The following is a 20,252-nucleotide window of genomic DNA, read 5'->3' as shown; positions in this document are numbered from 1 at the left end:
CAGGCACGCGCCGGGGCCGGCGTCGCTCAGCGATCCACGCCGTCTCCGGTGCGGAATCGCGCGACGGCCGCCACCAGCGCATCGGCCTGCTGCCGCAACGCCTCGGCGGCGGCGGCCGATTCCTCGACCAGCGCGGCGTTCTGCTGCGTCACCTGGTCCATCTGGCCGACCGCCTCGCCCACCTGGCTCACGCCCTGCGACTGCTCGCGCGTCGCATTGCTGATCTCGCCCACCACCTCGGTGACGCGGCGGATCGCCGCCACCACCTCGTCCATGGTCGCCGCCGCCTGGTCGACCTGGCTGGTGCCGTGCTCGACCTGCTCGACGCTGGTGCTGATCAGCGTCTTGATCTCCTTGGCCGCCTCGGCGCTGCGTTGCGCCAACGAACGCACCTCGCTCGCCACCACCGCGAAACCGCGGCCCTGCTCGCCCGCGCGCGCCGCCTCGACCGCCGCGTTCAGCGCCAGGATGTTGGTCTGGAAGGCGATGCCGTCGATGGTGCCGATGATGTCGGCGATGCGCCGGCTGCTGTCGTTGATGCCCTTCATCGTGTCGACGAACTGCTGCACCACTTGCCCGCCGCGCTGCGCGACGTCCGTGGCCGAGCGCGCCAACTGGTCCGCCTGCGCCGCGTTCTCCGAGGTCAGGCGCACTGTCGCGCCCAGCTCGCTCATCGTGGCCGCGGTCTGCTCCAGCGCGCTGGCCTGCTCCTCGGTGCGCTGGCTCAGGTCGCCATTGCCCATCGCGATCTGCGCGCTGGCGCTGGCGACCGACTCGCTGCCCTGGCGCACGCCGCCGACCACCTGCCGCAGACTGTTCTGCATGGCCTTGAGCGCCGCGATCAGGCTGCGCTCGTCACCGGCGCGCACTTCGATGTGGCCGCTCAGGTCACCCTCGGCGACTTGCCGCACCAGATTCGCGGCGTCCGCCGGATCACCGCCCAGCAGACCGCGCACATGGCGCATCAGCAACCAGGCCAGCGTCGCCGCGACCACCAGCGCCGCCAGCGTCAACGTGATGTTCAGGCCCCGTCCTGTCGCGTAGCTGCGCGCGGCCGCCTCGCGCGAGCGGGCCCCGCCCGCCGCGTTGTAGTCGGCGCTGCGCTCGATGGCCTGGACCCAGCTGTTGAAGGAGCTGCGCGAGTCGCCGCGGAAGTAGGCGCGGGTCTCGCCGCCCGACGCCTCGCCGCCGCGCGAGAGCTTGAGCAGCGTCTCCTGCGTCCGGAAGTAGGCGTCGCGGGTGGCGACGATGGCCTCATAGAGCCGGCGCTCCTCGTCGCTGCCGATCAGCGGCTGATAGCTCTGCTCGACATGGGCCAGTTCCTCTCGCGCCTTGGCGATCGAGCGCTCGATGCGCTCCTTCTCGGCCGCGTCCTCGGACAGCAGGTGGTCCGGCTCCATGCGACGGATCTGATTGGCCTTGACCCGGATGGCCGCCATGCTCTGGATGCTGGGCATCCAGTCGTCGGCGATCTCGGTGGTGCTGCGATGGATCTGGCTCATCTGCAGCAGACCCATGCCGCCCACCAGCGCGCACAGCGCGACCAGCGTGCCGAAGGACGCCCCCAGCTTGGCGGACAGGCGCCAGTGTTGAATGTTCATTTGATCGCTCCCTACGACTTTTCCCTCTCAGCATCGGCGCTCCGGCCGGAAAAGTTGAGAGGAAATCGCGCATGTCCCCCACAGGGGCGACCTCCGGGCGTCCTGCGCGCGGACGCACCAGCCTGGCCTCAGGCCGGCATCGGCAAGGTCCGAGCCCGGATCGGATTCGGCTCAGGCGGCGACGGCCCAGGCCGGATGGGCGTGCTCGACGACCTGGATCTGGCCCTTGCCGCTGCGCTTGACCGCGTACATCGCTTCGTCGGAGGCGCGCAGCAGCTCGCGGCAGCTGTCGGCCGAGCCGCCCAGGACCGCGCCGATGCTGGCGTTCACCGAGACCTTCTCGCCGCTGTCCAGGGTGATGCGACGCTGGATCGAGAACAGGCAGCGCTGCAGCGTCTGCTCGACTTCCTCGACGCGATGCACGTCGGACAGCAGCAGCGCGAACTCGTCGCCGCCCAGCCGCGCCACCACGTCGTTGGAGCGCAGCAGCTCCTGCAGCCGGCGGGCGACCTGGGTCAGCACCTCGTCGCCGGCCTCGTGGCCGTGGCGGTCGTTGATGGGCTTGAAGCCGTCCAGGTCCAGGTAGCAGACCGCGAAGCCGCGACCGGTGCGGCGCGCGCCGTTGATCGCGTCGCCCAGCTTTTCCTCGAACAGGCGGCGGTTGGGCAGGTTGGTCAGCACGTCGCGCAGTGCCAGATGCTGGGCCTGTTCCTCACTGCGCTTGAGCGCGTCGATGTCGACCAGCATCCACAGGGACTCGGTTTCCGACAACACCGTGCCGTGCAGGTCCACCCAGAACTCGCTGCCGTCGCGGCGGCGCATGCGCAGCTGGGTCTGGAAGCGGCCGCCGGAACGGATGGTCGCGGTGCCGACGTCGCGGATGTAGGCGTGCTCGCGCGGGCTCAGGAAGAGCACGTCGGCGGGCAGACCGACCAACTCACCGGACGCCAGCCCGAACATGCGCTCCAGCGCGCGGTTGCCCCAGACGGCGTGGCCGTCGCGCACGCGGATCATGCCGATCAGGTCGTTCTGCAGCATCGCGTCCTGCTCACGCGCCAGGCGCTGCAGCGCATCCTTGGAACGGCGCTCGCCGCGGTGCGTGCGATGGATCAGCCAGGAGGCGCCTGCCACCGCCAGCGCCACCAGCAGGGCCAGCAGCGTCTGCTGGCGCGCCTGCACCAGCCAGCCGGCCAGGAAGTAATCGGTGCTCATGCCGGTGAACAGGGTCATCGGATAGCCGGCTACCTTGCGGTAGGCGGTGATGCGCTCGACCTTGTCCAGCGCGGTCGGCGTGACGTAGACGCCGCGCTCGCGGTTCAGGGCCAGGCTCTTGAGCGCTTGCTCGGACAAGGTGCGGGCGCCGAAGCCCTTGGTCGAGCCGGGCTCGCCGGCGGAGTAGCGCGCCACCAGGCCCATCGCGTCCGAGCGCAGCGACACCGCACCCGACGGGCCCAGCGCGACGCTGCTGAAGCGGTCGACGAAATGCTGCGCGGTGACCACCGCATAGACGATGCCGGCGAAGCGGCCTTCGTGGTCGATCAGGCGGCGGGCCAGGATGACGCACCAGTGGCCCTGCGCACGGCTGTTCAGCGGTTCGGAGACAACCATTCCGTCGGTGCGGCGGGCCTGGGCGAAGTAGTCGCGGTCGCCAATGTTGAATGCGCGCTCGCCCGGCATCAGGCCGTCGACCACCGTGCCGTTGACGTCGGTGATGCGCAGCGCCGAGACCTGGGGCAGCAGGCCGCGCTGCTCCTCGATCAGGTGGGCGACCATGCTTTCCTGACCGGCGGACCGGCGCTCGCTGCGGAAGCGCAGCGCCACGGTGGCCAGCGCGTTGTCGGTGTTGCGCAGCTCGGCGCCCACTTCGACCGCGATGTTCTGGGCGAGGTTCTCGACCACGTCGCGGGCGCGATCGGTCTCCGTCTGGCGGTGGCCGAGCAGGCTCAGCGTCGTCATCGCCACCAGCGCCACCACGAGCAGGACATTGCCAACGATCAACCAGGTGGCCATGCGGCCGGGGGGATTCCAGGCGAACTTCATGAGGGGTCCTCCGGTCGTCGTGATGTCGTGGCGCCTGGGGATGGTGGCGTTGTCAGGGAGAGAGGCGGGGCCCGGCCTCAGCCGTTGACCACGCGGCGGTCCCCGTCCCGCAGGAAGCCGGCGTGGGGCGAATTGGCTGCGCCGCGCTGGCACAGGTCGTGGAGATCGGACAGCAGGCGCTCGAAGTCGAAGGCCTTGTCGTAGAAACCGTCGGCGCCGCGCTGGCGGCAAAGAGACTCGTGGGTCTCGCCCGCTTCCGCGGAGAGCACGAAAACGTGGCCGGCGAATTCGCGGCGGCGGATGCGCGACAGCACGGACAGGCCGGTTCCCTGCGCCAGTCCCAGGTCCAGCAGGACGACGTCGGGCGAGGTGGCCATGACGGCGGCCACCGCCTCGTCTTCCCCCGACGCCTGGGCGACGACGGTGATTCCGGCCAGCTTCTCGGCGCGGCGCACCAGGAGTTGGCGGACCGGCACGTGATCTTCGATGACAGCGACTTTCATGGTGCCCATGGTCGCGTCTGGGGACCGGGATCGCCAGCGTGCGGGCGCCGATCCCGCTGAACGTCGGAGCCGCCGTCGGCTGTAGGCGCTTGACCTACAGCCGTGAGCCGGTCAGCCGAGCGCCGCCGGACCCGACAGCGCGACCGCGTCGGTGCGTGACGGACTGCGCAGACGGGCCGCCTTTCGCGCCAGATCGAGCGCGGTGCGCAGCGCCACCAGCGCCCACAGCGCCAGCAGCAGCGCGCCCAGCGCCAGGCCCAGATCGGACAGCGCGCCGAAGCCGGTGACCTGCGCCAGCTTCAGCGTGGCCAGCGTGTACACGCCCAGCGGGAAGGTGAAGCCCCACCAGCCCAGGTTGAAGGGCAGGCCCTCGCGCAGACCTTCGCGCAGGTAATGGCGCGTGAACATCAGCGCGCCGGCCAGCCACCACAGACCCGCGCCCCAGAGCAGCAGCGCCCCGACGATGCCCAGATCGCGCGCCGCGCCCATGGCCTCGGCCAGCGGAGCGCCGGCGAAGGCGTGGGCGGCGGCTTCGCCCAACGTGAGCAGGCCCAGCGCGCCGGTCCCGATCGGACCCAGCGTCAGCCAGCTGGTGACGCCCAGCTCGCGCGCCGGCAGCTTGTGCAGGATCAGCCGGATCAGCACCAGGGTCAGGAGGGAGAAGGCCAGCGGGACGGAGATGCCCCACAGCACGTAACCCGCGCCGGTGACCCACTGCGCGGTGACGGCGGGGAGATGCGGCGCCAGCACCGCGGCGCTGGAGGCCGCGACCTCGGGGGCGACCACCGGCAGCAGCAGCGCGGCGGTGACGCGCTCCAGCCGGTGATCCTGGCGCGTGATGACCCAGTAGGGAACGGCCACCGCGACCAGCACCGAGAGCGCCGCATCGGCGATCCACAGCGCCAGCGCGAGCGACACGGCCCACGGCCCGCCGTTGAAGATCACCAGCCCGTTGATCACCGGCACCAGGCCCATGGGCAGCGCGCCGAAGAACAGCGACTGCAGCGGGTGCTCGAGCAGCTCGCGCAGCGCACCGCGGTCCGACGCCAGACGCGCGAGCAGCAAACCGAGGAAGACAGCGAAGAGCACGGCATCGAGCGCCCACAGCCCCTGGGCGGCGGCGTGAGCGAGCTCGGCGGCGCGGCCGTGCAGCGGCAAGGCGGCCAGCACCAGCGCGGCGGCGCCGGTGCCCATGGTGACGGCGAACCAGTTGGGCGTGAAGCCGCGGACGGCGGCCTGGGGGAGGCGGAGGTTCATGGCGTCACTCTAGGGAGCGGCGACGGATATTGAAAATACATTCTTCTGATCCAATCGATGCCTTTGAGGCATTCCAGGCCGTGGCTCGCCCGGGCATCCCGCATGAACTTCACCCACCTCGCCGCCTTCCAGGCGGTCGTCGAGACCGGCAGCGTCACCGCCGCCGCCGAGCACCTGCACGTGAGCCAGCCCGCGCTGACCCGCGAGATCCGCGCGCTGGAGGAGCGGCTCGGCGTGGTGCTCTTCGACCGGTTGCCGCGCGGCATGCTGCCGACCGAGGCGGGGCGATTGCTGGCGGGCTTCGGCGCGCAGATCTTCAAGCTGGCCGACGCGGCCGAGAGCGCGATGGCCGAGCTGACCGGCCTGCAGCGCGGTCAGCTGACGATCGCGGCCAGCCGCACCACCGGCGCCTACGTGCTGCCGCCCCTCCTGGACGCCTATCGGGCGCGGCATCCGGGCGTGACGCTGGCGCTGTCGGTGTCCAACACGGAACAGGTGCAGGCCCAGGTCCGCGCCTTCGAGTCCCAGATCGGTCTGATCGAGGGGCCGCATGACACGGAGACCTTCGACGCCCGCTCGCTGGGCGAGGACCTGATCGTGGCGGTGGCGGGCGCGGACCACCCACTCGCGAAGCGGCGCGGGCTGACGGCCGCAGCGGTCGGCGAGGCGGAGCTGGTGATGCGGGAGCCGGGCTCCGGCACGCGCGAGGTGGTGGAGCGCGCCTACGCGGCGCTGGGCTTGAGCCTGGCGCCCAAGCTGTCGATCGGCAGTCCTGAGGCGATCAAGCGGCTGCTGCGGTTGGGGCGGGCGGTGTCGTGGGTGTCGCGGCGCTCGGTGGCGGAGGAGCTCGCGGCGGGCGTGCTCGTGGAGCTCAAGGTCCGCGACATGCGAATCGCGCGGGAGCTCACCATGATCTGGCACCGCGGCCATGCGCCCAGCCCGAGCGCCCTCGCCTTCCGCGCGCTGGCCGAGGCGATCACCGCAGGCAAGTCCTGACCCCTCCCCCCGCACATCGAGGCGGTCCCTCCTTGTGAGGATGGGCGTGGGGAACACCTGTTCGGATCGGTATCCCCCGTCGAAACGCTCTTGCGAGGGATCGAAATGCGCGCGTCTGCTGCAGAAACTGGGAGCCATCCGGGATGGATCTGCAGTCGAGAAAGGACAGCGCGATGAATGAAGTGATCGTGAACGGCGTCGATCTGACGCCACCGCAAGTGCACGAACGGCCGATCGGGCTCGAGGCCCTGATCTTTCTGCTCCGGCACCCGGAGATGTCCTTCGGCGCCCCCAGCAGGCATCCCGCACCCGAGAGAACGCCAGTCGATTGGGCTCAGCTGCCGGATGCGCTGATTCGGGTCGTCGGACAGGAGGATCAGGTTTGCCTCGACATCCTCTGGCGGCTCCGCTTCGCTGCCAGCGTGATCCGTGACAGCGAGGTCAAGATCTGCAGCGGCCCTGCGGAGATCCGGTTCTGGATGGACGAATGCGGCGAGCAGCACGTCTCCGTGGCGTTGAACGTCGACGCCAACACGTATCGCGCCTATCAGCTCACCCGCGAGTTCGGCGATCTCATTGCGCCCCTCACGCACTGGGTCAAGGGATTTCTCTTCTCCTTCCGGTCACCGCATCCCTACGACGCTGCGGACTGGGACGCCTGCAAGAAGGCGCGCCAAGCCGAGGAGGAGGCGGAGTTGGCCGCCGAGGCCGCCGCGGTGACCGCCGGCACCCGTCAACCCACGTGAAGGGCGCGCGATGCCGGTCAGAACTCGAGATCTGAAGCGGACGGCTTGTGACCAGGCCTCTCGCGCGCGCACGGAGGGCGATCGACGCGCCGCCGTCTCGCGGGCGTACTACGCGGCATCCCATCGTTGCCTCCATTGGGAGGAAGGGCTTCCGCACAAGAGCGCTGTACGCGCGCTCGGAGGGACCCATGAACAGCTGATACGCCGGCTCGGCGCTCCGGACCCTCGTTGCGGCGAGGACCTCGTCCATCGCTCGCTGGACCTGTCCCGACTGCTCGACCAGCAGCGAGAGCGTCGAGTCGATGCGGACTACCACCTCGATAAGACCATTGACGCGTCGATGATGGACGATCAGATCGAGGACACCTGCGATCTCTTTCGCCGGTGCGATCGCTAAAGCCGACCGCACGCTCCAGCACGAGCTTGGCCTATGCTTGCGCCGTCCGACCGCACGAACTGGCGGCCGGCCGATCAGCCTTCTGGAAGTCGACATGCGCATTCGAACCCAACGCCCTCTCCTCGTCCTGTCCGCATTCGCGACCGTCGTCGTCCTGGCCGCGCTGGCCACCCTGACGGGCGCCCCGGCGCATGCCGAGAGCTTCGCCGCCTCGGCCTCCAGCGCGGGCTCGGTGTCCTCGCGGCAGCTGTCCGATTCGATCGGTCAATCGAGCGACAGCTCCAGCCGTGACCGCAAGGTCGCGGAAGGCGAGTACCGCGTCGTCACCGCCGAGGCCGCGCCCGGCCGCGCCGGCACCACGCGCCTGCAGCTGGAGCCGGTGCACGCGGAAGGCGGTCAGCCCTTCGTCCTGTACGTCCCCGACGCGGCCGTCGCCACCAAGCCGCTGCAGGCCGGCGACCGCGTGCTGGCCCGCCAGCGCGCCTACGGCTTCGAGTTCGCCCGCGCCGAGAACCAGCAAGCCTTCCTGCTCGCGCTGCGCGACGACTGGCATCGCGAGCTCGATTCGCATCCGGTGACGCTGTGATCCGCACGGCGCGGCTCGCCGCGCTGGGCGTTCTCTCCGTCGTCATCATGGCCGCCGCGCAGACCGCGCAGGCGGCCACCTTCTGCGACCGCTCCTCCGAGATCAGCGCTACCGAGCAGGACCGCCAGCTCCAGCTCGTCGCCATCGCGCGACGCGAGCTCGAAGGCGGCGACGCGGTCGCCGCGCTGGTGTCGCGCTCGGGCACGGACCTGAGCCGCTTCCACATCAACTACTCGCACAGCGGGCTCGCGCTGAAGGACAGCCGCAACTCGCCATGGTCGGTGCGGCAGCTCTATTACGCCTGCGACGAATCGAAGGCGCGCCTCTTCGACCAGGGCTTGGCCGGCTTCCTGCTCAGCGCCGGCAACACCGCGCCGACCCGCCTGTCCATCGTCACGCTGCCCGGCATCGAGGGCGAGCGGCTGGCGCAAGTCGCGCTCGACAACCGCCAAGCGCTCACGCTGCTGTCCTCGCGCTACAGCGCCAGCGCCTATGCCTTCGCGACGCGTTATCAGAACTGCAACCAGTGGGTCGCCGAGATGATGGGCTTTGCCTGGCATGAGAGGGCGCAAGACGCGGGGACCGAATCCGCGCCGGTGAAGACGACTGCGCCGGCCGCTCCGACCGCAACACTCCCGACGCGGGAGCAGGCCCAGGATTGGCTGAAGTCGCTAGGCTACGACCCGGCGCCGGTGGTGGTGCCCTCGCACCTGGTCATGTTCGCGGCGCAGTTCGTGCCGCTGGTCCACAGCGACGACCACCCGATCGACGACCTCTACGCCATGCGATTGCGCGTCTCGACGCCCGCGGCGCTCGAGGCCTTCGCGCATCAGCGCGTGCCGCAGGCGCGGCGCATCGAGTTCTGCGCCGTCGACCGCCGCCTCGTCGTGCGACGCGGCTGGTCGCCGCTGCCCGCCGATTGCAGCGCCTCGGAGGGCGACGAGGTCCTGACCCTGGCCGACTGATCGGCTGATCGGCCAAGCCGCCAGGCGGCCGAGCGTCAAAGCGTCGAATCGGTCCGTCCCTTCCCGCATCGCGACACCGATGCCGGGGACAGCGGATGTAAGAGCTGTTTCGAGAGCCCCCAGGCGGCACTCCCCATCATCAAAGCTTCATCCGGCGGGCTCTACCCTTCACGCGTTCTTAACCGCCAAAGAAGAGGCCCCGATGAAGTTGCTTCACCCCGTCCTGAAGTCCGCCGTCGCCCTGGTGGCGGTGGTGCTCGCGCTGCCGATGAGCGCCTGCGCGCATGACGCCAACGCGGAGAGCGCCGCCCGTCCCCGCGCACCCCTGCTGATCGCGCATCGCGGCGCCAGCGGCTACGTGCCAGAGCACACGCTCGCGGCTTATTGGCTGGCCATCGAGCAAGGTGCCGATTACGTCGAGCCCGATCTGGTGCTCACGAAGGACGGCGTGCTGGTGGCGCGTCACGAGAACGCGATCGCCATCCTCAACCCGGACGGCTCGGTGCGCGAGGCCACCACCGACGTGGCCGAGCGGCCCGAGTTCGCGTCCCGCAAGGCGACCAAGTCCATCGACGGCGTCGCGATCACGGGCTGGTTCACCGAGGACTTCACGCTGGCCGAGCTCAAGACCCTGCGGGCCCGCGAGCGCATTCCGCAGATCCGCGCGGGCAACACGCGCTTCAACGACATGTTCCAAATTCCCACCTTCGAGGAGGTGCTGCAGCTGGTCCAGCAGGCCAACGAGCGCCGGCGCGAAGCGGCCCGCGACGGACGCGGCGATGGCAAGGGAGATCGCCACGCACATGGGCACGGCCCTGACCGTGTTCGGCCGATCGGCGTCTATCCGGAGACCAAGCATCCCAGCTACTTTGCCGGCATCGGCAAGCCGCTGGAAGAGCCGCTGGTGCGGCTGCTCGACCGCTACGGCTACCGGGGCGCGGACGCGCCGGTGTTCATCCAGTCCTTCGAGGTCGGCAACCTGCGCAAGCTCAAGCGCATGACGCGCGTGCCGCTGGTGCAGTTGCTCAACGGTTCGGGCCAGCCCTACGACTTCACGCTGAGCGGCGACCGCCGCAGCTATGCGGACCTCGCCAAGCCCGCGGGACTCGCGGAGATCAGCAGCTACGCGCAGGGCATCGGCGCCAACACCTCGCTGATGATCCCGCTGGTGGGGGGCCGCCTGGGCACGCCGACCTCGCTGGTGAAGGACGCGCATGCGGCGGGGCTCGTCGTCCACGGCTGGACCTTCCGCGCGGAGAACGTCTTCCTGCCCGACGACTTCGACAGCAGCGCCGATCCGACCGCGATCGGCAATCTGTCCGGCCAGATCGAGGTCTTCCTCAAGCTGGGCATGGACGGACTCTTCAGCGACCAGTCCTTCCTGGCGCGCAAGGCGATCGACGCGTACGTCGGGAAGCGCTGATCGCCCACTGCTTCAGCGCGCTCCCCGCTCCCTCAACAAGGCCACCATCTCCTCATCCTTGTTGTAGCGGGCGCGCGCCATGACGGTCGTCCCGTCCTTCGCGGCCAGGCGCGCATCGGCGCCATGCTCAAGCAGCACGCGCGCCGTGTCCCGCAGCCCCACGCCCGCCGCCCACCACAGCGGCGAGGCGCCCTCCGCGTCGCGCGCGTCGGCCTCGGCGCCGCGATCAAGCAACTGACGCACGACCTCGGCCGCGCCGTGGTACGCCGCGTGGTGGACCAGCGTCCAGCGCTTCTCGTCCACCGCGCGCGGATCGGCGCCCTGATCGAGCAGCCACGCCACCACCTGCGCCTGACCCTGGCCCGCATGCGAGGGCGCATCGTCCACCCCCACCACGCTGAACAAGGTCGCCGTCGCGAGACCGGGCTGCTCCGCGCGCACGCGCGGCGCGATGAGCTTGAGCACCTCCAGTTGACCCGCCTCGGCCGCGTCGCTCCAGGCGTTGCGGACCACGGCCGGATCCGGATTCGCCGCCAGCATCAGCGTCGTCAGCGCCACATCGCCACGGCTTGCGGCCAGCGCGAGCGCCGTCATCCGATTGCCGTCGCGGGCCGCGAGATCGGCGTGCGCGGCCAACAGCTGCTTCACCACCTCCGTCCTGCGCGCGTCCGTGGCGACGATCAGCGCGGTCGCGCCGCCCGCCTCGCGCGAGGGCGCATCCACCGGCATGCTCGCCGCCAGGTAGAGCTTCACCGCGACCTCGTCGCCTTTCGCGGCGGCCGCGACGAAAGCGTCCGCGTCGAAGCGCAGCCTCAGCTTGGCGAGCTGCTCGCGCGGATCCGCGGCCTTGGACGGACGGACCAGGTCGACCAGCTTCCTCGCGGAATCGGTGAAGCTCGCGACGCCGCCCACGATCGCGGCAATCACGAGCGCGGCCGCGACCACGCGGCGGCGCTTGAGACGTTCGATGAAGGGCTCGATGGCGGTCTCCTTGATCGGCGGCGATGGCGATGGCGGCGGCGGTGTCGGCGCGTCGGGCATGGGTCGATCTTGGCACGGCAGGGCCGAGAAAGGCATTGTCAGAAGCACTCGCTAGACTTGCCGGACGTCGCGAGCCGCCCGCTCCGATGCCGCGCCCCAACGATGGAGTCCTCCCGCATGTCCCCGACCCCGCCGCTGCTGCTCCTGCCCGCCCCTGAATTGACGGGGGTCGACCAGGTCGTCGCCGACCCGCTGCGCTTCAAGGCCAAGCTCGCCATCGGCGAGGCCGCCTACGCCTCGCTGCGCATGATCAATCGCGGCCGCGAGGTCTGGGACGTGCTCGGTGCCGCGGGCGCGGGCGCGGCGGTCGCCAAGACCGGCATGGTCGCGTCGCTGATCGGCGCCTCCGCCACGCCGCTGGGCGTGGTCGCGCTGGCGGCGCTGGCCTCGGGCGGCGCCTGCTACGGCATGTACCGGCTGCTGAGCTCGACCAAGGGCGATCGCGTCATCGAGATCCCCAAGTACCTGAACACGCCGCTGGACACACTGGGCCTGGCGCTCTTCGACCTGGTCGCCCCGCTCGCGCTGCGCCTGGCCGCCGTCGACGGCAGCATCGAGGCCGCCGAGCGCCAGTACCTGATCGAGCACCTGGTCGCGGACTGGGGCCTCAGCCGACCCTTCGTCGAGCAATCGGTCGCCGTCGTCGAGGCGCGGCTGATGGGCAGCGAGCTGGAAGCGCTGGCCATCGAGGGCGCCGAGTTCCTGCACATGAATCCGGACTGCAACCACGCGGCCATCGCGAAGGAGCTGGGCGTGTTCCTGCGCGGGATGCTGGAGGCCGGCGGGCCGCTGACGGCGCAGGAGACCGAGGCGCTGGAGACCGTCACCCGTTTGCTGTCCACCGCACCGGCGGGCGAGCTGTCCAAGCGGTGGAACCAGGCGATGAGCGCGGCCGGCGGCGCGGCGGGCCAGGTGCGGACGGTGCTGGTCGGCGCGGCTGACTGGACGCAGGGGCAGCTCCCCAGCGCCGATCAGGTGCGCTCGACCACGACCGCCGCCGCGGCGCAGGCCTGGGACACGGCGCAGTCGGCGGCTCGGGTGGCCGCGGACGCCGCGTCGCAGGCGGCCGGCGCCGCGAAGAAGGCCGCGAGCTGGACGCAAGAGCGCCTGCCCAGCGGCGAGCAGGTGCTGAGCAACACGGCGGATGCGGCCTCGCAGGCGATCGACGTCGCGAAGAAGGGCTTCGCCTGGGCCAAGGACCTCACCACCCGCGCGACCGGCGGCGATCCCAAGAAGCATTGAGCATGCGCCGCAGCTCCGGGCGTCGGAGGCGTCAGCTCGGCACCGCGTAATCGCGCTGCGACACCAGGTCGATGCCGCATTGCAGCGTGCCCACCCAGTCGATGAACTGGTGGATCGCCTCGCCGACCAGGGGCGCGCCGTGCTGCGGCACGATCATGCGCAGGGGCAGCGGACGGACCATCTCGGCCCACAGCTTCAGCACCTTGCCGCTGACCATGTAGCGGCGGTGGAAAGCCTCCATGGACGCGATGTGCGGACGCAGGTCCGAGATCGTCTTCCCCGGATCGACGCCGATGGACACGCCCAGGTCGCCCGAGAACAGGATGCCGCTGGCCGGATCCCAGAACTGGAAGTTGCCTTCCGAATGCATGAAATGCGCGGGCAGCGCGATGAGCTCGGAGGCGCCGATGGGGATGTGCATGCCGCGGTCCGGGATGCCGACCACGCGGCCGGTGGTCTTGCCCGGCTTGCAGAAATGCGGGATGAAGCGCTCCCAAATGGTCGAGATGTAGACCGGCGCGGTGGTCGCCGTCATCCAGCGGTCCAGCGACGCGATGATGTCCGGGTCCGCATGCGAGGCCACGATCGCCGACAGCCGATGCGGCGGAAAGCAGCCGGTCATGCCGATGTAGAGATCGTTGTAGGCCAGGTTGCCGCCGGGATCGACGATCGCGCCGGTGCCGTCGTCCACGATCAGGAACTGGTTGGCCTGCACGCCGTCGTCATGGCCGAAGTCGCTGAACATCAGGCATCGATGCCCGCCGCCGCTGAAGAGTTCGATGGGCATCGCCGCTTCCCTGCTTCCCATTTTTGAAAGCGGCCACGATAGCGAGCGGGTCGGCTCTCGCGCGGGCGCGTGGGCGATGGCGCGTGAACATCGAGCCGGGTCTTGATGCATCGCAAGGTCGAGCGCGTCCTCTTCCTGCTTCCAGACGCGGCGCCGTCCTACGTGCGCCAGCGCACAAGAGCGCTTCAATGGCTCACCCCGGAAACGCCGTACGGCAGTGGCCGGGGGATGGACAACTCACATCAACAACTTCTGGAGGACGCCATGGGTGGCATTCGTCTCATCGCCGTGGTCCTGATCGTCGCGGGCGTGCTCGGACTGGTTTACGGCGGGTTCTCGTACACGAAGGAGAACACCGCCGCCAAGCTGGGTCCGATCGAGCTCAAGGTCGAGGAGACCAAGCAGGTCAACATCCCGCTGTGGGCCGGCATCGCCGCCATCGCGGTCGGCGGCGTCGTGCTGCTGGGGGCGTCGCGCAAGTGAGCGAGCAAGGCCGCCCGGGCTGATGCCTCAGCGGCGGCCGACGTTCATCAGCACCGTGCCGCCGATGGCCATTGCGCCGCCGACCAGCAGCGACGCGTCGATGCGCTCGCCCAGCCACAGCGCCGAGAAGGCCACGCCGAAGACCGGCACCAGGGTGATGTAGCCCGAGGCCGCGCCGGCGCCCAGCGCCTTCACGCCCTCGAAGTACCAGGCGTAGGCCACGGCGGTCGAGCCCGCCGCCAGCGCGACCAGGCAGACCCAGACCTTCATCGGCGCTTGCGGCACGGCCGCCCAGGCGGCGGCCCCTTCGACGACGAGGCTGGTGATCAACAGCAGGGTCGCGCCGATCGCAGCGGTGACGCCGGTCGTCGTCAGCGCGTCCACGCCCGCCATCACGCGCCGGCCGATCAGCGTGTACGCGACCCAGCACACCACGCAGCCGAGCAACAGCAGCTCGCCGCTGCCGACGCGGCCGTCAAGCACATGCCAGGGCTCGCCGCGCGTGATCACCGTGATCGCGCCGACCACGGCGAGCACCATGCCCAGGCCGATCACGCGATTCAGGTGTTCCTTGAAGATCCAGGCCGCGAGCAGCAGCGTCATCGCGGGATTCATCGTGACGACCAGCGCGGCCTTGCCGGCCGGCACCTGCTTCAGGCCGAGCATGAAGAAGGTCGCGTAACCGAACACGCCAAAGCTCGCCGCCAGGGCCATGCCGGCCCAGCGCGAGGCGCTCCAACCGCGCAGCGCGCTCAGCCGCCCGCTGCGCTGCAGCCAGATCATCAGCAGCACCGTCGCCAGCAGGAAGCGGCAGGCCGCGGCGGCCAGCGGCGGCAGCGACTGCGCCAGCACGCGTCCCCAGGGCCAGGAAGCGCCCCACAGCACGGCCATGCCGGTCAGGCGCAGGTGGGTGCCGACATGGGACGGCGCGGCGGCGGCGGGCGCGTGGGGGGCGGAGCTCATGGGAAGGGACTATGCCCGGGCGGTCTCGTCGATCCGGCGAGTAATCGCACGGCGCGGCGCCGCGACGAGGCGGGGATCGGGGACGACGAAGGTCGGCCGCTCAATGCGGATAGGCCATCCGTTTCTCCATCCACTTCTGCAGCTGCTCGAAGGCGAAGCTGAGGATCCAGTAGATGCAGGCGGCGGCGATGTAGAGCGGGAAGGGTTGGAAGGTGGTGGAGATCAGCTCCTTGGTCGCGAGCATCAGCTCCGTCACCGCGATGACCGAGACCAGCGAGGTGTCCTTGATCAGCGAGATCAGGCTGTTGGACAGGCTGGGCACCGCCGCGCGCAGCGCCTGCGGGCCGATGATGTAGCGCAGCGTCTGACGGCGGCTAAGGCCCAGGCTGGTGCCGGCGAGCCACTGGCCCTGCTCCACCGCGCCGATGGCGCCGCGCAGGGTCTCGCTCATGTAGGCGGCGACGTTGAGCGTCAGCGTCAGCACGCCGGCGGCGAGCGGGGAGAACTCGATCCCGATGCTCGGAAGGCCGTAGTAGACGATGAAGACCTGCACGAGCAGCGGCGTGCCGCGCATCGCGCTGACGTAGACCTTGACGATCGAATCCAGTCCCCACACGCCCAGCACGCGGATCAGCGTGATCAGGCCCGCCAGCGGCAGGCCGAAGATCATGGACATCACCGCGAAGACGAGCGTGTAGCCGGTGCCCTTGAGCATCACCGGCCAGGCCATCTGGGCGAGGGAAACGAGCGAGGGCAGGTCCATGAGTGGGTGGCGGCGCGCAAAGCACGGATGTTGCCATCAACGGGGCAGGACGTCGGTCAGTAAGCGAGCAGCCTCGTCTTCCCCCAGAACACGCGATAAGAGAACAGCGAGTAGGCCGCAATGACCGGGATGGTGACCCCAGCCCCGAAGAGCATGAACCGGAGCGACTCCTCGGCGGCCGCCGCGTCCCACAGCGTGATGCGGTCAATGACGACGAAGGGGAAGAGGCTGTAGGAGAGTCCGAAGAAGCTCAGCGTCAGCACCAGCACCACCAGCGCGAACGGCGTCCAGCACAGCTTGCCGCGCGCGCGATGCGAGTTCAGCAGCCCGCGCGCGGCGACCATGGCCAGCAGCGCGATGACCGGCAGCGGCGCCAGCGCGATCGCGCCGGGCAGCGAGAACCAGCGCTCTCGCACCGTCGCGCTGAGCGCGGGCGACGCGACCGAGACGATCAGCAACCCCGCCACCACGGCCGGCCACGCCGCCTTGGCCCAGCCGATGGCGCGTTCCTGCAGACGGCCCTCGGTCTTCATGACCAGCCACCCCGCGCCGAGCAGCAGATAGCAGGCGGTCAACGCGATCGAGATCGCCGCCGCGAAGCCCAGCGCGCCGGCGCCGTCGTCGAAGCCGGTCACGTAGCGGCCCAGCATCCAGCCCTGGCACAGCGAGGCCAGCAGCGAGCCGCCCGCGAAGACCAGGTCCCAGCGCCGCTTGTGCGCCGGGTCGCCCTTGGCGCGGAAGTCGAAGGCCGCGCCGCGCAGGATCAAGCCCAGCAGCATCAGCACCACCGGCGCATACAGCGCGGTGAGCACCACGCCTTGCGCCTTCGGGAAGGCGATCAGCAGCAGACCGACGGCCAGCACCAGCCAGGTCTCGTTGGCGTCCCAGAAGGGACCGATGGACGCGACCATGCGATCGCGGTCGGCCTCCGGCGCGCCGCCGGACAGCATGCCCACGCCCAGGTCGTAGCCGTCGAGCACGACGTAGATCAGCAGCGACAGGCCCATCAGGCCCATGAAGATCACGGGGAGCAGGCCGCCGTCGGGGGCGTTCGTCAGCGTGAGCGCGTTCATGCGAAAGTCCTCGAGATCACGGGCGCCGCACCGCTGGCGGCCGTATCGGTGGCGGCATCGATGGCGACGGGCTTCCCGCCCTTCTCCGCCATGCGCTTGATGGCGGCGATGTAGGCGACGAGCAGTGCGAGATAGACGGTGGCGTAGCCGGCCAGCGAAGCCGCGATCATGGCGCTCGGATTGCGCGCCGCCACCTCGTGCGTCTGGATCAGGCCGTAGACGATGAAGGGCTGCCGGCCGATCTCGGTCACGTACCAGCCGGCCACCGTCGCGATCCAGCCGGAGAAGCTCATCAGCGACAGGCCCCACAGCCACGCGCGCGGCAGCCGCGTCCAGCCCGAGCGCCGGAACAGCCACCAGCCGCCCCAGCCCGCGATCAGCATGGCCACGCCCATGCCGACCATCACGCGGAAGCCGAAGAACAGCGGCTTCACGGGCGGATGCGCGCCTTGGAACTCATTCAGGCCGCGGATCTCGCCGTCGGCATCGTGCTTGAGGATCAGGCTGGCCAGGCGCGGGATGCCGACGGCCAGACGGTTCTCCTGGGTCTGCTCGTCGGGGATCGCGAAGAGCAGCAGCGGCGCGCCGCGCTCGGTGGTCCACACGCCTTCCATCGCGGCGATCTTGGCCGGCTGATGCTGGAGCGTGTTCAGGCCGTGCATGTCGCCGGCGAGGAACTGCAGCGGGATCAGCACAGCCGCCATCGTCAGGCCGACGCGCATCACGCGCGGGGTCTCGGGTCGGGCGACGCCCTTGAGCATCTGCCAGGCGCTCACGCCGGCGAGCAGGAAAGCCGCGGTCAGACCGGAGGCGAGCAGCTTGTGGGCCAGGCGGTAGGGGAAGGACGGATTGAAGACGATGGCCCACCAGTCGACCGCATGCATCACGCCGTCGCGGATCTCGTAGCCGGTGGGCGTCTGCATCCAGGAGTTGAGGCTGAGGATCCAGAAGGCGCTGAGCGTGGTGCCGAAGGCGACCGTGGCGGTCGCGATGAAGTGGATCCGCGGGCTGACGCGCTCGCGGCCGAACAGCATGATCCCGAGGAAGCCGGCTTCGAGGAAGAAGGCGGTGAGCACTTCGTAGCCGAGCAAGGGGCCGGCGATGTTGCCGGCGCGCTCCATGAAGCCCGGCCAGTTGGTGCCGAACTGGAAGCTCATGGTCACGCCGCTGACGACGCCGAGGGCGAAGCTCAGGGCGAAGACCTTGGTCCAGCACTGGTAGGCGGCGAGCCAGACGGCATCGCCGCTTCGTCGCCAGCGCCAGAGCATGAACAGGACGACCCAGCCGAGGGCGATGGTGATCGTCGGGAAGAGGATGTGGAAGGTGATGTTGAGCGCGAACTGCAGCCGCGCGAGGATGAGGGAGTCCATGGCCGCGCAGTGTTGGGCAATGCGCGATCGCAAGGAAGAGACAGATCGTCCTAGGACGGATTGACCTAGGACGTTTTGTCCTAGGGACTCTTAACTCCCTCGCCCGCTTGCGGGAGAGGGTGGGGGAGAGGGTCTTCGCCCCTTCGCCAGCCGCTCAATCGCTCATCACCGCCCGATACACCCCGCCGCCCAGCAGCCCGCCGATCAAGGGCGCGACCCAGAACGCCCACAGCTGCTGCAGCGCCCAAGGCTCGGCGAACAACGCCACCCCGGTGCTCCGCGCCGGATTCACCGACGTGTTCGTCACCGGAATGCTGATCAAGTGAATCAGCGTCAACGCCAACCCGATCGCGATCGGCGCGAAGCCCTGCGGCGCGCGCTTGTCCGTGGCGCCCATGATGATGAACAGGAACATCGCCGTCATCACCACCTCGCACAGCAAGGCCGCGCCCATCGCATACCCGCCCGGCGAGTGCTCCCCAAACCCGTTGGACGCGAAGCCGCCGACCGCAAACCCCGGCTTCCCGCTCGCGATCAGATACAGCACCCCACCGGCGATCGCGCCGCCGACGACCTGCGCCACGATGTAGGGCAGCAGCTGCTTGGTCTCGAAGCGGCCGCCGGCCCACAGGCCCACCGACACCGCGGGATTCAGATGGCAGCCGCTGATGTGCCCGATGGCGAAGGCCATCGTCAGCACCGTCAGGCCGAACGCGAAGGACACGCCCAGCAACCCGATGCCCAGCTGCGGAAACGCCGCCGCGAGCACGGCGCTGCCGCAGCCGCCCAGCACCAGCCAGAACGTGCCGATCAACTCGGCGATGTACTTCTTCATGAGGAACCCTCCCTAGCCAAGGCGCATCGCGGCCTCTCGCGTCCCACGCTCGTCCGTGGTCGTCGCTCTTGTCGGCGCCGTCGCGGCCACGCTCGCCCTGCTGGGCGTTCGATGGGGCCACAGGCGCTCTTGTCGTCGCTTGCACGGTGGATTCTGGCAAGCGGCGGCGTGGCCGGCCAGTCCCTAGAGCGAGGGGCTCCGCGCGCGAAGCGCGCGCGAGCGACAGCCTCACCAACCGCCGTCCTCGTCGCCCTCGCGATGCGGCTCGAAGCGCTCCAGCAGGAAGTCCACCAGCACCCGCGTCTTGGCCGACAGGTGCGCGCGCGTGGGGAAGATCAGATGGATGTCGGCCGGCGGCAGCGCCCAGTCCGCCAGCACCGGCCGCAGCCGGCCCGAGCGCAGCATCGGCGCCGCCTCCCAGGCCGATCGCAGCAGAATGCCGTGTCCATCGAGGCCCCAAGCCAGCACGCTCTCCCCGTCGTTGGAGGCCAGCGGCCCGCGCACCTTCACGCTTTCCTTACGCGAGCCCTGGCGCAGATGCCAGGTGCCGAAGGTCTCGTCGTTCTCGCGGATGAAGAGGCAGGCGTGGCGGGCGAGCTCGCGCGGCGAGGTCGGCTCGCCCGCGCGCTTCAGATAGGCCGGCGAGGCGCACAGCACCCGCCGGTTGCGCGCCAGCAGCCGCGCGGTCAGGCGCGCGTCCGGCGGCTCGCCGACATGGACCTCGAGGTCCAGGCTCTGCTCGACCAGATTGACCGGTCGGTCCGTGAGCTCCAGCCGCACCTCGACCTCCGGATAGCGCCGCGCGAAACGCGACAGCGCCGGCGCGATGTGCTTGCGGCCGAAGCCCAGCGTCGCGGCGATGCGCACCAGGCCCTTGGGCGCGGCGCGTCCACCGGCGACGGTGCGCTCCAGCGCCTCCAGCTCTTCCAGCACGCGCGCGCCGTCGACCAGATAGGTCTCGCCCTCCGGTGTCAGGCCGATGCGGCGCGTGGTGCGCTGCAGCAGACGCACGCCCAGGCGGCGCTCGATGGCGGCCAGGCGCTTGCTCACCGCCGGCGGCGTGACGCCCAGCTGTTGCGCCGCCGCCGCGAGGCTGCCCTGCTTCACCAGGAGCGCGAAAAAGCCCAGATCCGAGAACCCGTCCATTGTTGACTCCAAAGAACGAAAGAACTGCCGATTCG

Annotated in this window: 19 protein-coding genes; 7 read left to right on the top strand and 12 right to left on the bottom strand. The window is 70.0% G+C overall.

Annotated elements, in window-relative coordinates; genetic code table 11:
• Positions 1-26 precede the first annotated feature (26 nt).
• The 4 genes from ABDW59_RS01095 to ABDW59_RS01080 form a co-directional block, all read right to left on the bottom strand.
• Positions 27-1,601, bottom strand: a complete 1,575-nt coding sequence (locus ABDW59_RS01095; protein ID WP_343627499.1) for a methyl-accepting chemotaxis protein — start codon at positions 1,599-1,601, stop codon at positions 27-29.
• Between the two features lie 171 nt (positions 1,602-1,772).
• Positions 1,773-3,641 (bottom strand): diguanylate cyclase, encoded by a 1,869-nt coding sequence (locus ABDW59_RS01090; protein ID WP_343627497.1) that lies wholly within the window; start codon positions 3,639-3,641, stop codon positions 1,773-1,775.
• A 77-nt stretch (positions 3,642-3,718) separates the two neighbouring features.
• Positions 3,719-4,153, bottom strand: a complete 435-nt coding sequence (locus tag ABDW59_RS01085; protein WP_343627495.1) for a response regulator — start codon at positions 4,151-4,153, stop codon at positions 3,719-3,721.
• A 102-nt stretch (positions 4,154-4,255) separates the two neighbouring features.
• Complete coding sequence (locus ABDW59_RS01080) at positions 4,256-5,401, bottom strand: C4-dicarboxylate ABC transporter (RefSeq protein ID WP_343627494.1); 1,146 nt, start codon at positions 5,399-5,401, stop codon at positions 4,256-4,258.
• Positions 5,402-5,503: 102 nt separating this feature from the next.
• On the opposite strand from ABDW59_RS01080, the gene ABDW59_RS01075 reads away from it, so the two are divergent.
• The 5 genes from ABDW59_RS01075 (at position 5,504) to ABDW59_RS01055 (ending at position 10,514) form a co-directional block, all read left to right on the top strand.
• Positions 5,504-6,397, top strand: coding sequence for a LysR family transcriptional regulator (locus ABDW59_RS01075; protein ID WP_343627493.1), 894 nt, complete (start codon positions 5,504-5,506; stop codon positions 6,395-6,397).
• 173 nt (positions 6,398-6,570) lie between these two features.
• A complete protein-coding gene (locus ABDW59_RS01070) occupies positions 6,571-7,143 on the top strand; it encodes a hypothetical protein (protein WP_343627492.1) in 573 nt (190 codons plus the stop codon).
• Positions 7,144-7,634: 491 nt separating this feature from the next.
• Positions 7,635-8,126, top strand: coding sequence for a hypothetical protein (locus ABDW59_RS01065; RefSeq protein WP_343627491.1), 492 nt, complete (start codon positions 7,635-7,637; stop codon positions 8,124-8,126).
• Positions 8,123-9,091, top strand: a complete 969-nt coding sequence (locus ABDW59_RS01060; protein WP_343627489.1) for a DUF2145 domain-containing protein — start codon at positions 8,123-8,125, stop codon at positions 9,089-9,091. The genes ABDW59_RS01065 and ABDW59_RS01060 overlap by 4 nt, the downstream gene beginning before the upstream one ends.
• Positions 9,092-9,293: 202 nt before the next feature.
• Positions 9,294-10,514 (top strand): glycerophosphodiester phosphodiesterase, encoded by a 1,221-nt coding sequence (locus tag ABDW59_RS01055; RefSeq protein ID WP_343627488.1) that lies wholly within the window; start codon positions 9,294-9,296, stop codon positions 10,512-10,514.
• Positions 10,515-10,526: 12 nt separating this feature from the next.
• Here the strand turns inward: ABDW59_RS01055 and ABDW59_RS01050 are convergent, their stop codons facing one another.
• Positions 10,527-11,555: an ankyrin repeat domain-containing protein gene (locus tag ABDW59_RS01050; protein ID WP_343627487.1), complete on the bottom strand. Its 1,029-nt coding sequence runs from the start codon at positions 11,553-11,555 to the stop codon at positions 10,527-10,529.
• A 117-nt stretch (positions 11,556-11,672) separates the two neighbouring features.
• Between ABDW59_RS01050 and ABDW59_RS01045 the strand changes: the two genes are divergently transcribed.
• Positions 11,673-12,797, top strand: coding sequence for a hypothetical protein (locus ABDW59_RS01045; RefSeq protein ID WP_343627486.1), 1,125 nt, complete (start codon positions 11,673-11,675; stop codon positions 12,795-12,797).
• 31 nt (positions 12,798-12,828) lie between these two features.
• Here ABDW59_RS01045 and ABDW59_RS01040 read toward each other — a convergent pair whose 3' ends face one another.
• A complete protein-coding gene (locus ABDW59_RS01040) occupies positions 12,829-13,584 on the bottom strand; it encodes an MBL fold metallo-hydrolase (RefSeq protein WP_343627485.1) in 756 nt (251 codons plus the stop codon).
• A gap of 264 nt (positions 13,585-13,848) precedes the next feature.
• Here ABDW59_RS01040 and ABDW59_RS01035 point away from each other — a divergent pair, with 264 nt between their 5' ends.
• A complete protein-coding gene (locus ABDW59_RS01035; protein ID WP_343627484.1) occupies positions 13,849-14,067 on the top strand; it encodes a hypothetical protein in 219 nt (72 codons plus the stop codon).
• 27 nt (positions 14,068-14,094) lie between these two features.
• On the opposite strand, the gene ABDW59_RS01030 is transcribed toward ABDW59_RS01035, so the two are convergent.
• The 6 genes from ABDW59_RS01030 to ABDW59_RS01005 all read right to left on the bottom strand — a co-directional run bounded on the left by ABDW59_RS01030 (position 14,095) and on the right by ABDW59_RS01005 (position 20,217).
• Positions 14,095-15,030 carry a DMT family transporter gene (locus tag ABDW59_RS01030; RefSeq protein ID WP_343627483.1) on the bottom strand — a complete coding sequence of 312 codons (936 nt, stop codon included), beginning with the start codon at positions 15,028-15,030 and terminating at the stop codon, positions 14,095-14,097.
• Positions 15,031-15,130: 100 nt separating this feature from the next.
• On the bottom strand, positions 15,131-15,793 hold the full coding sequence (locus ABDW59_RS01025) for an amino acid ABC transporter permease (protein ID WP_343627482.1): 663 nt from the start codon (positions 15,791-15,793) through the stop codon (positions 15,131-15,133).
• Between the two features lie 56 nt (positions 15,794-15,849).
• On the bottom strand, positions 15,850-16,866 hold the full coding sequence (locus tag ABDW59_RS01020; RefSeq protein ID WP_343627481.1) for a cytochrome d ubiquinol oxidase subunit II: 1,017 nt from the start codon (positions 16,864-16,866) through the stop codon (positions 15,850-15,852).
• A complete protein-coding gene (locus ABDW59_RS01015) occupies positions 16,863-18,236 on the bottom strand; it encodes a cytochrome ubiquinol oxidase subunit I (protein WP_343627480.1) in 1,374 nt (457 codons plus the stop codon). The genes ABDW59_RS01020 and ABDW59_RS01015 overlap by 4 nt, the downstream gene beginning before the upstream one ends.
• A gap of 154 nt (positions 18,237-18,390) precedes the next feature.
• Positions 18,391-19,071: an aquaporin Z gene (gene aqpZ, locus ABDW59_RS01010; protein WP_343627479.1), complete on the bottom strand. Its 681-nt coding sequence runs from the start codon at positions 19,069-19,071 to the stop codon at positions 18,391-18,393.
• Between the two features lie 228 nt (positions 19,072-19,299).
• Positions 19,300-20,217, bottom strand: coding sequence for a LysR family transcriptional regulator (locus ABDW59_RS01005; RefSeq protein WP_343627478.1), 918 nt, complete (start codon positions 20,215-20,217; stop codon positions 19,300-19,302).
• Between the last annotated feature and the right edge of the window lie 35 nt (positions 20,218-20,252).

Source organism: Roseateles sp. (assembly GCF_039595295.1).
Classification (GTDB): domain Bacteria; phylum Pseudomonadota; class Gammaproteobacteria; order Burkholderiales; family Burkholderiaceae_C; genus Roseateles.
The sequence above is the reverse complement of the archived record's forward strand: the minus strand, read 5'-3'. Positions and strand labels throughout refer to the sequence as shown.

Coding starts and splice junctions, on each gene's coding strand:
- aqpZ (WP_343627479.1), bottom strand. CDS start 19,071: ATGAAGAAGTACATCGCCGAGTTGATCGGCACGTTCTGGCTGGTGCTG.
- ABDW59_RS01020 (WP_343627481.1), bottom strand. CDS start 16,866: ATGAACGCGCTCACGCTGACGAACGCCCCCGACGGCGGCCTGCTCCCC.
- ABDW59_RS01025 (WP_343627482.1), bottom strand. CDS start 15,793: ATGGACCTGCCCTCGCTCGTTTCCCTCGCCCAGATGGCCTGGCCGGTG.
- ABDW59_RS01080 (WP_343627494.1), bottom strand. CDS start 5,401: ATGAACCTCCGCCTCCCCCAGGCCGCCGTCCGCGGCTTCACGCCCAAC.
- ABDW59_RS01050 (WP_343627487.1), bottom strand. CDS start 11,555: ATGCCCGACGCGCCGACACCGCCGCCGCCATCGCCATCGCCGCCGATC.
- ABDW59_RS01030 (WP_343627483.1), bottom strand. CDS start 15,030: ATGAGCTCCGCCCCCCACGCGCCCGCCGCCGCCGCGCCGTCCCATGTC.
- ABDW59_RS01040 (WP_343627485.1), bottom strand. CDS start 13,584: ATGCCCATCGAACTCTTCAGCGGCGGCGGGCATCGATGCCTGATGTTC.
- ABDW59_RS01035 (WP_343627484.1), top strand. CDS start 13,849: ATGGGTGGCATTCGTCTCATCGCCGTGGTCCTGATCGTCGCGGGCGTG.
- ABDW59_RS01005 (WP_343627478.1), bottom strand. CDS start 20,217: ATGGACGGGTTCTCGGATCTGGGCTTTTTCGCGCTCCTGGTGAAGCAG.
- ABDW59_RS01070 (WP_343627492.1), top strand. CDS start 6,571: ATGAATGAAGTGATCGTGAACGGCGTCGATCTGACGCCACCGCAAGTG.
- ABDW59_RS01085 (WP_343627495.1), bottom strand. CDS start 4,153: ATGGGCACCATGAAAGTCGCTGTCATCGAAGATCACGTGCCGGTCCGC.
- ABDW59_RS01075 (WP_343627493.1), top strand. CDS start 5,504: ATGAACTTCACCCACCTCGCCGCCTTCCAGGCGGTCGTCGAGACCGGC.
- ABDW59_RS01015 (WP_343627480.1), bottom strand. CDS start 18,236: ATGGACTCCCTCATCCTCGCGCGGCTGCAGTTCGCGCTCAACATCACC.
- ABDW59_RS01065 (WP_343627491.1), top strand. CDS start 7,635: ATGCGCATTCGAACCCAACGCCCTCTCCTCGTCCTGTCCGCATTCGCG.
- ABDW59_RS01055 (WP_343627488.1), top strand. CDS start 9,294: ATGAAGTTGCTTCACCCCGTCCTGAAGTCCGCCGTCGCCCTGGTGGCG.
- ABDW59_RS01045 (WP_343627486.1), top strand. CDS start 11,673: ATGTCCCCGACCCCGCCGCTGCTGCTCCTGCCCGCCCCTGAATTGACG.
- ABDW59_RS01090 (WP_343627497.1), bottom strand. CDS start 3,641: ATGAAGTTCGCCTGGAATCCCCCCGGCCGCATGGCCACCTGGTTGATC.
- ABDW59_RS01095 (WP_343627499.1), bottom strand. CDS start 1,601: ATGAACATTCAACACTGGCGCCTGTCCGCCAAGCTGGGGGCGTCCTTC.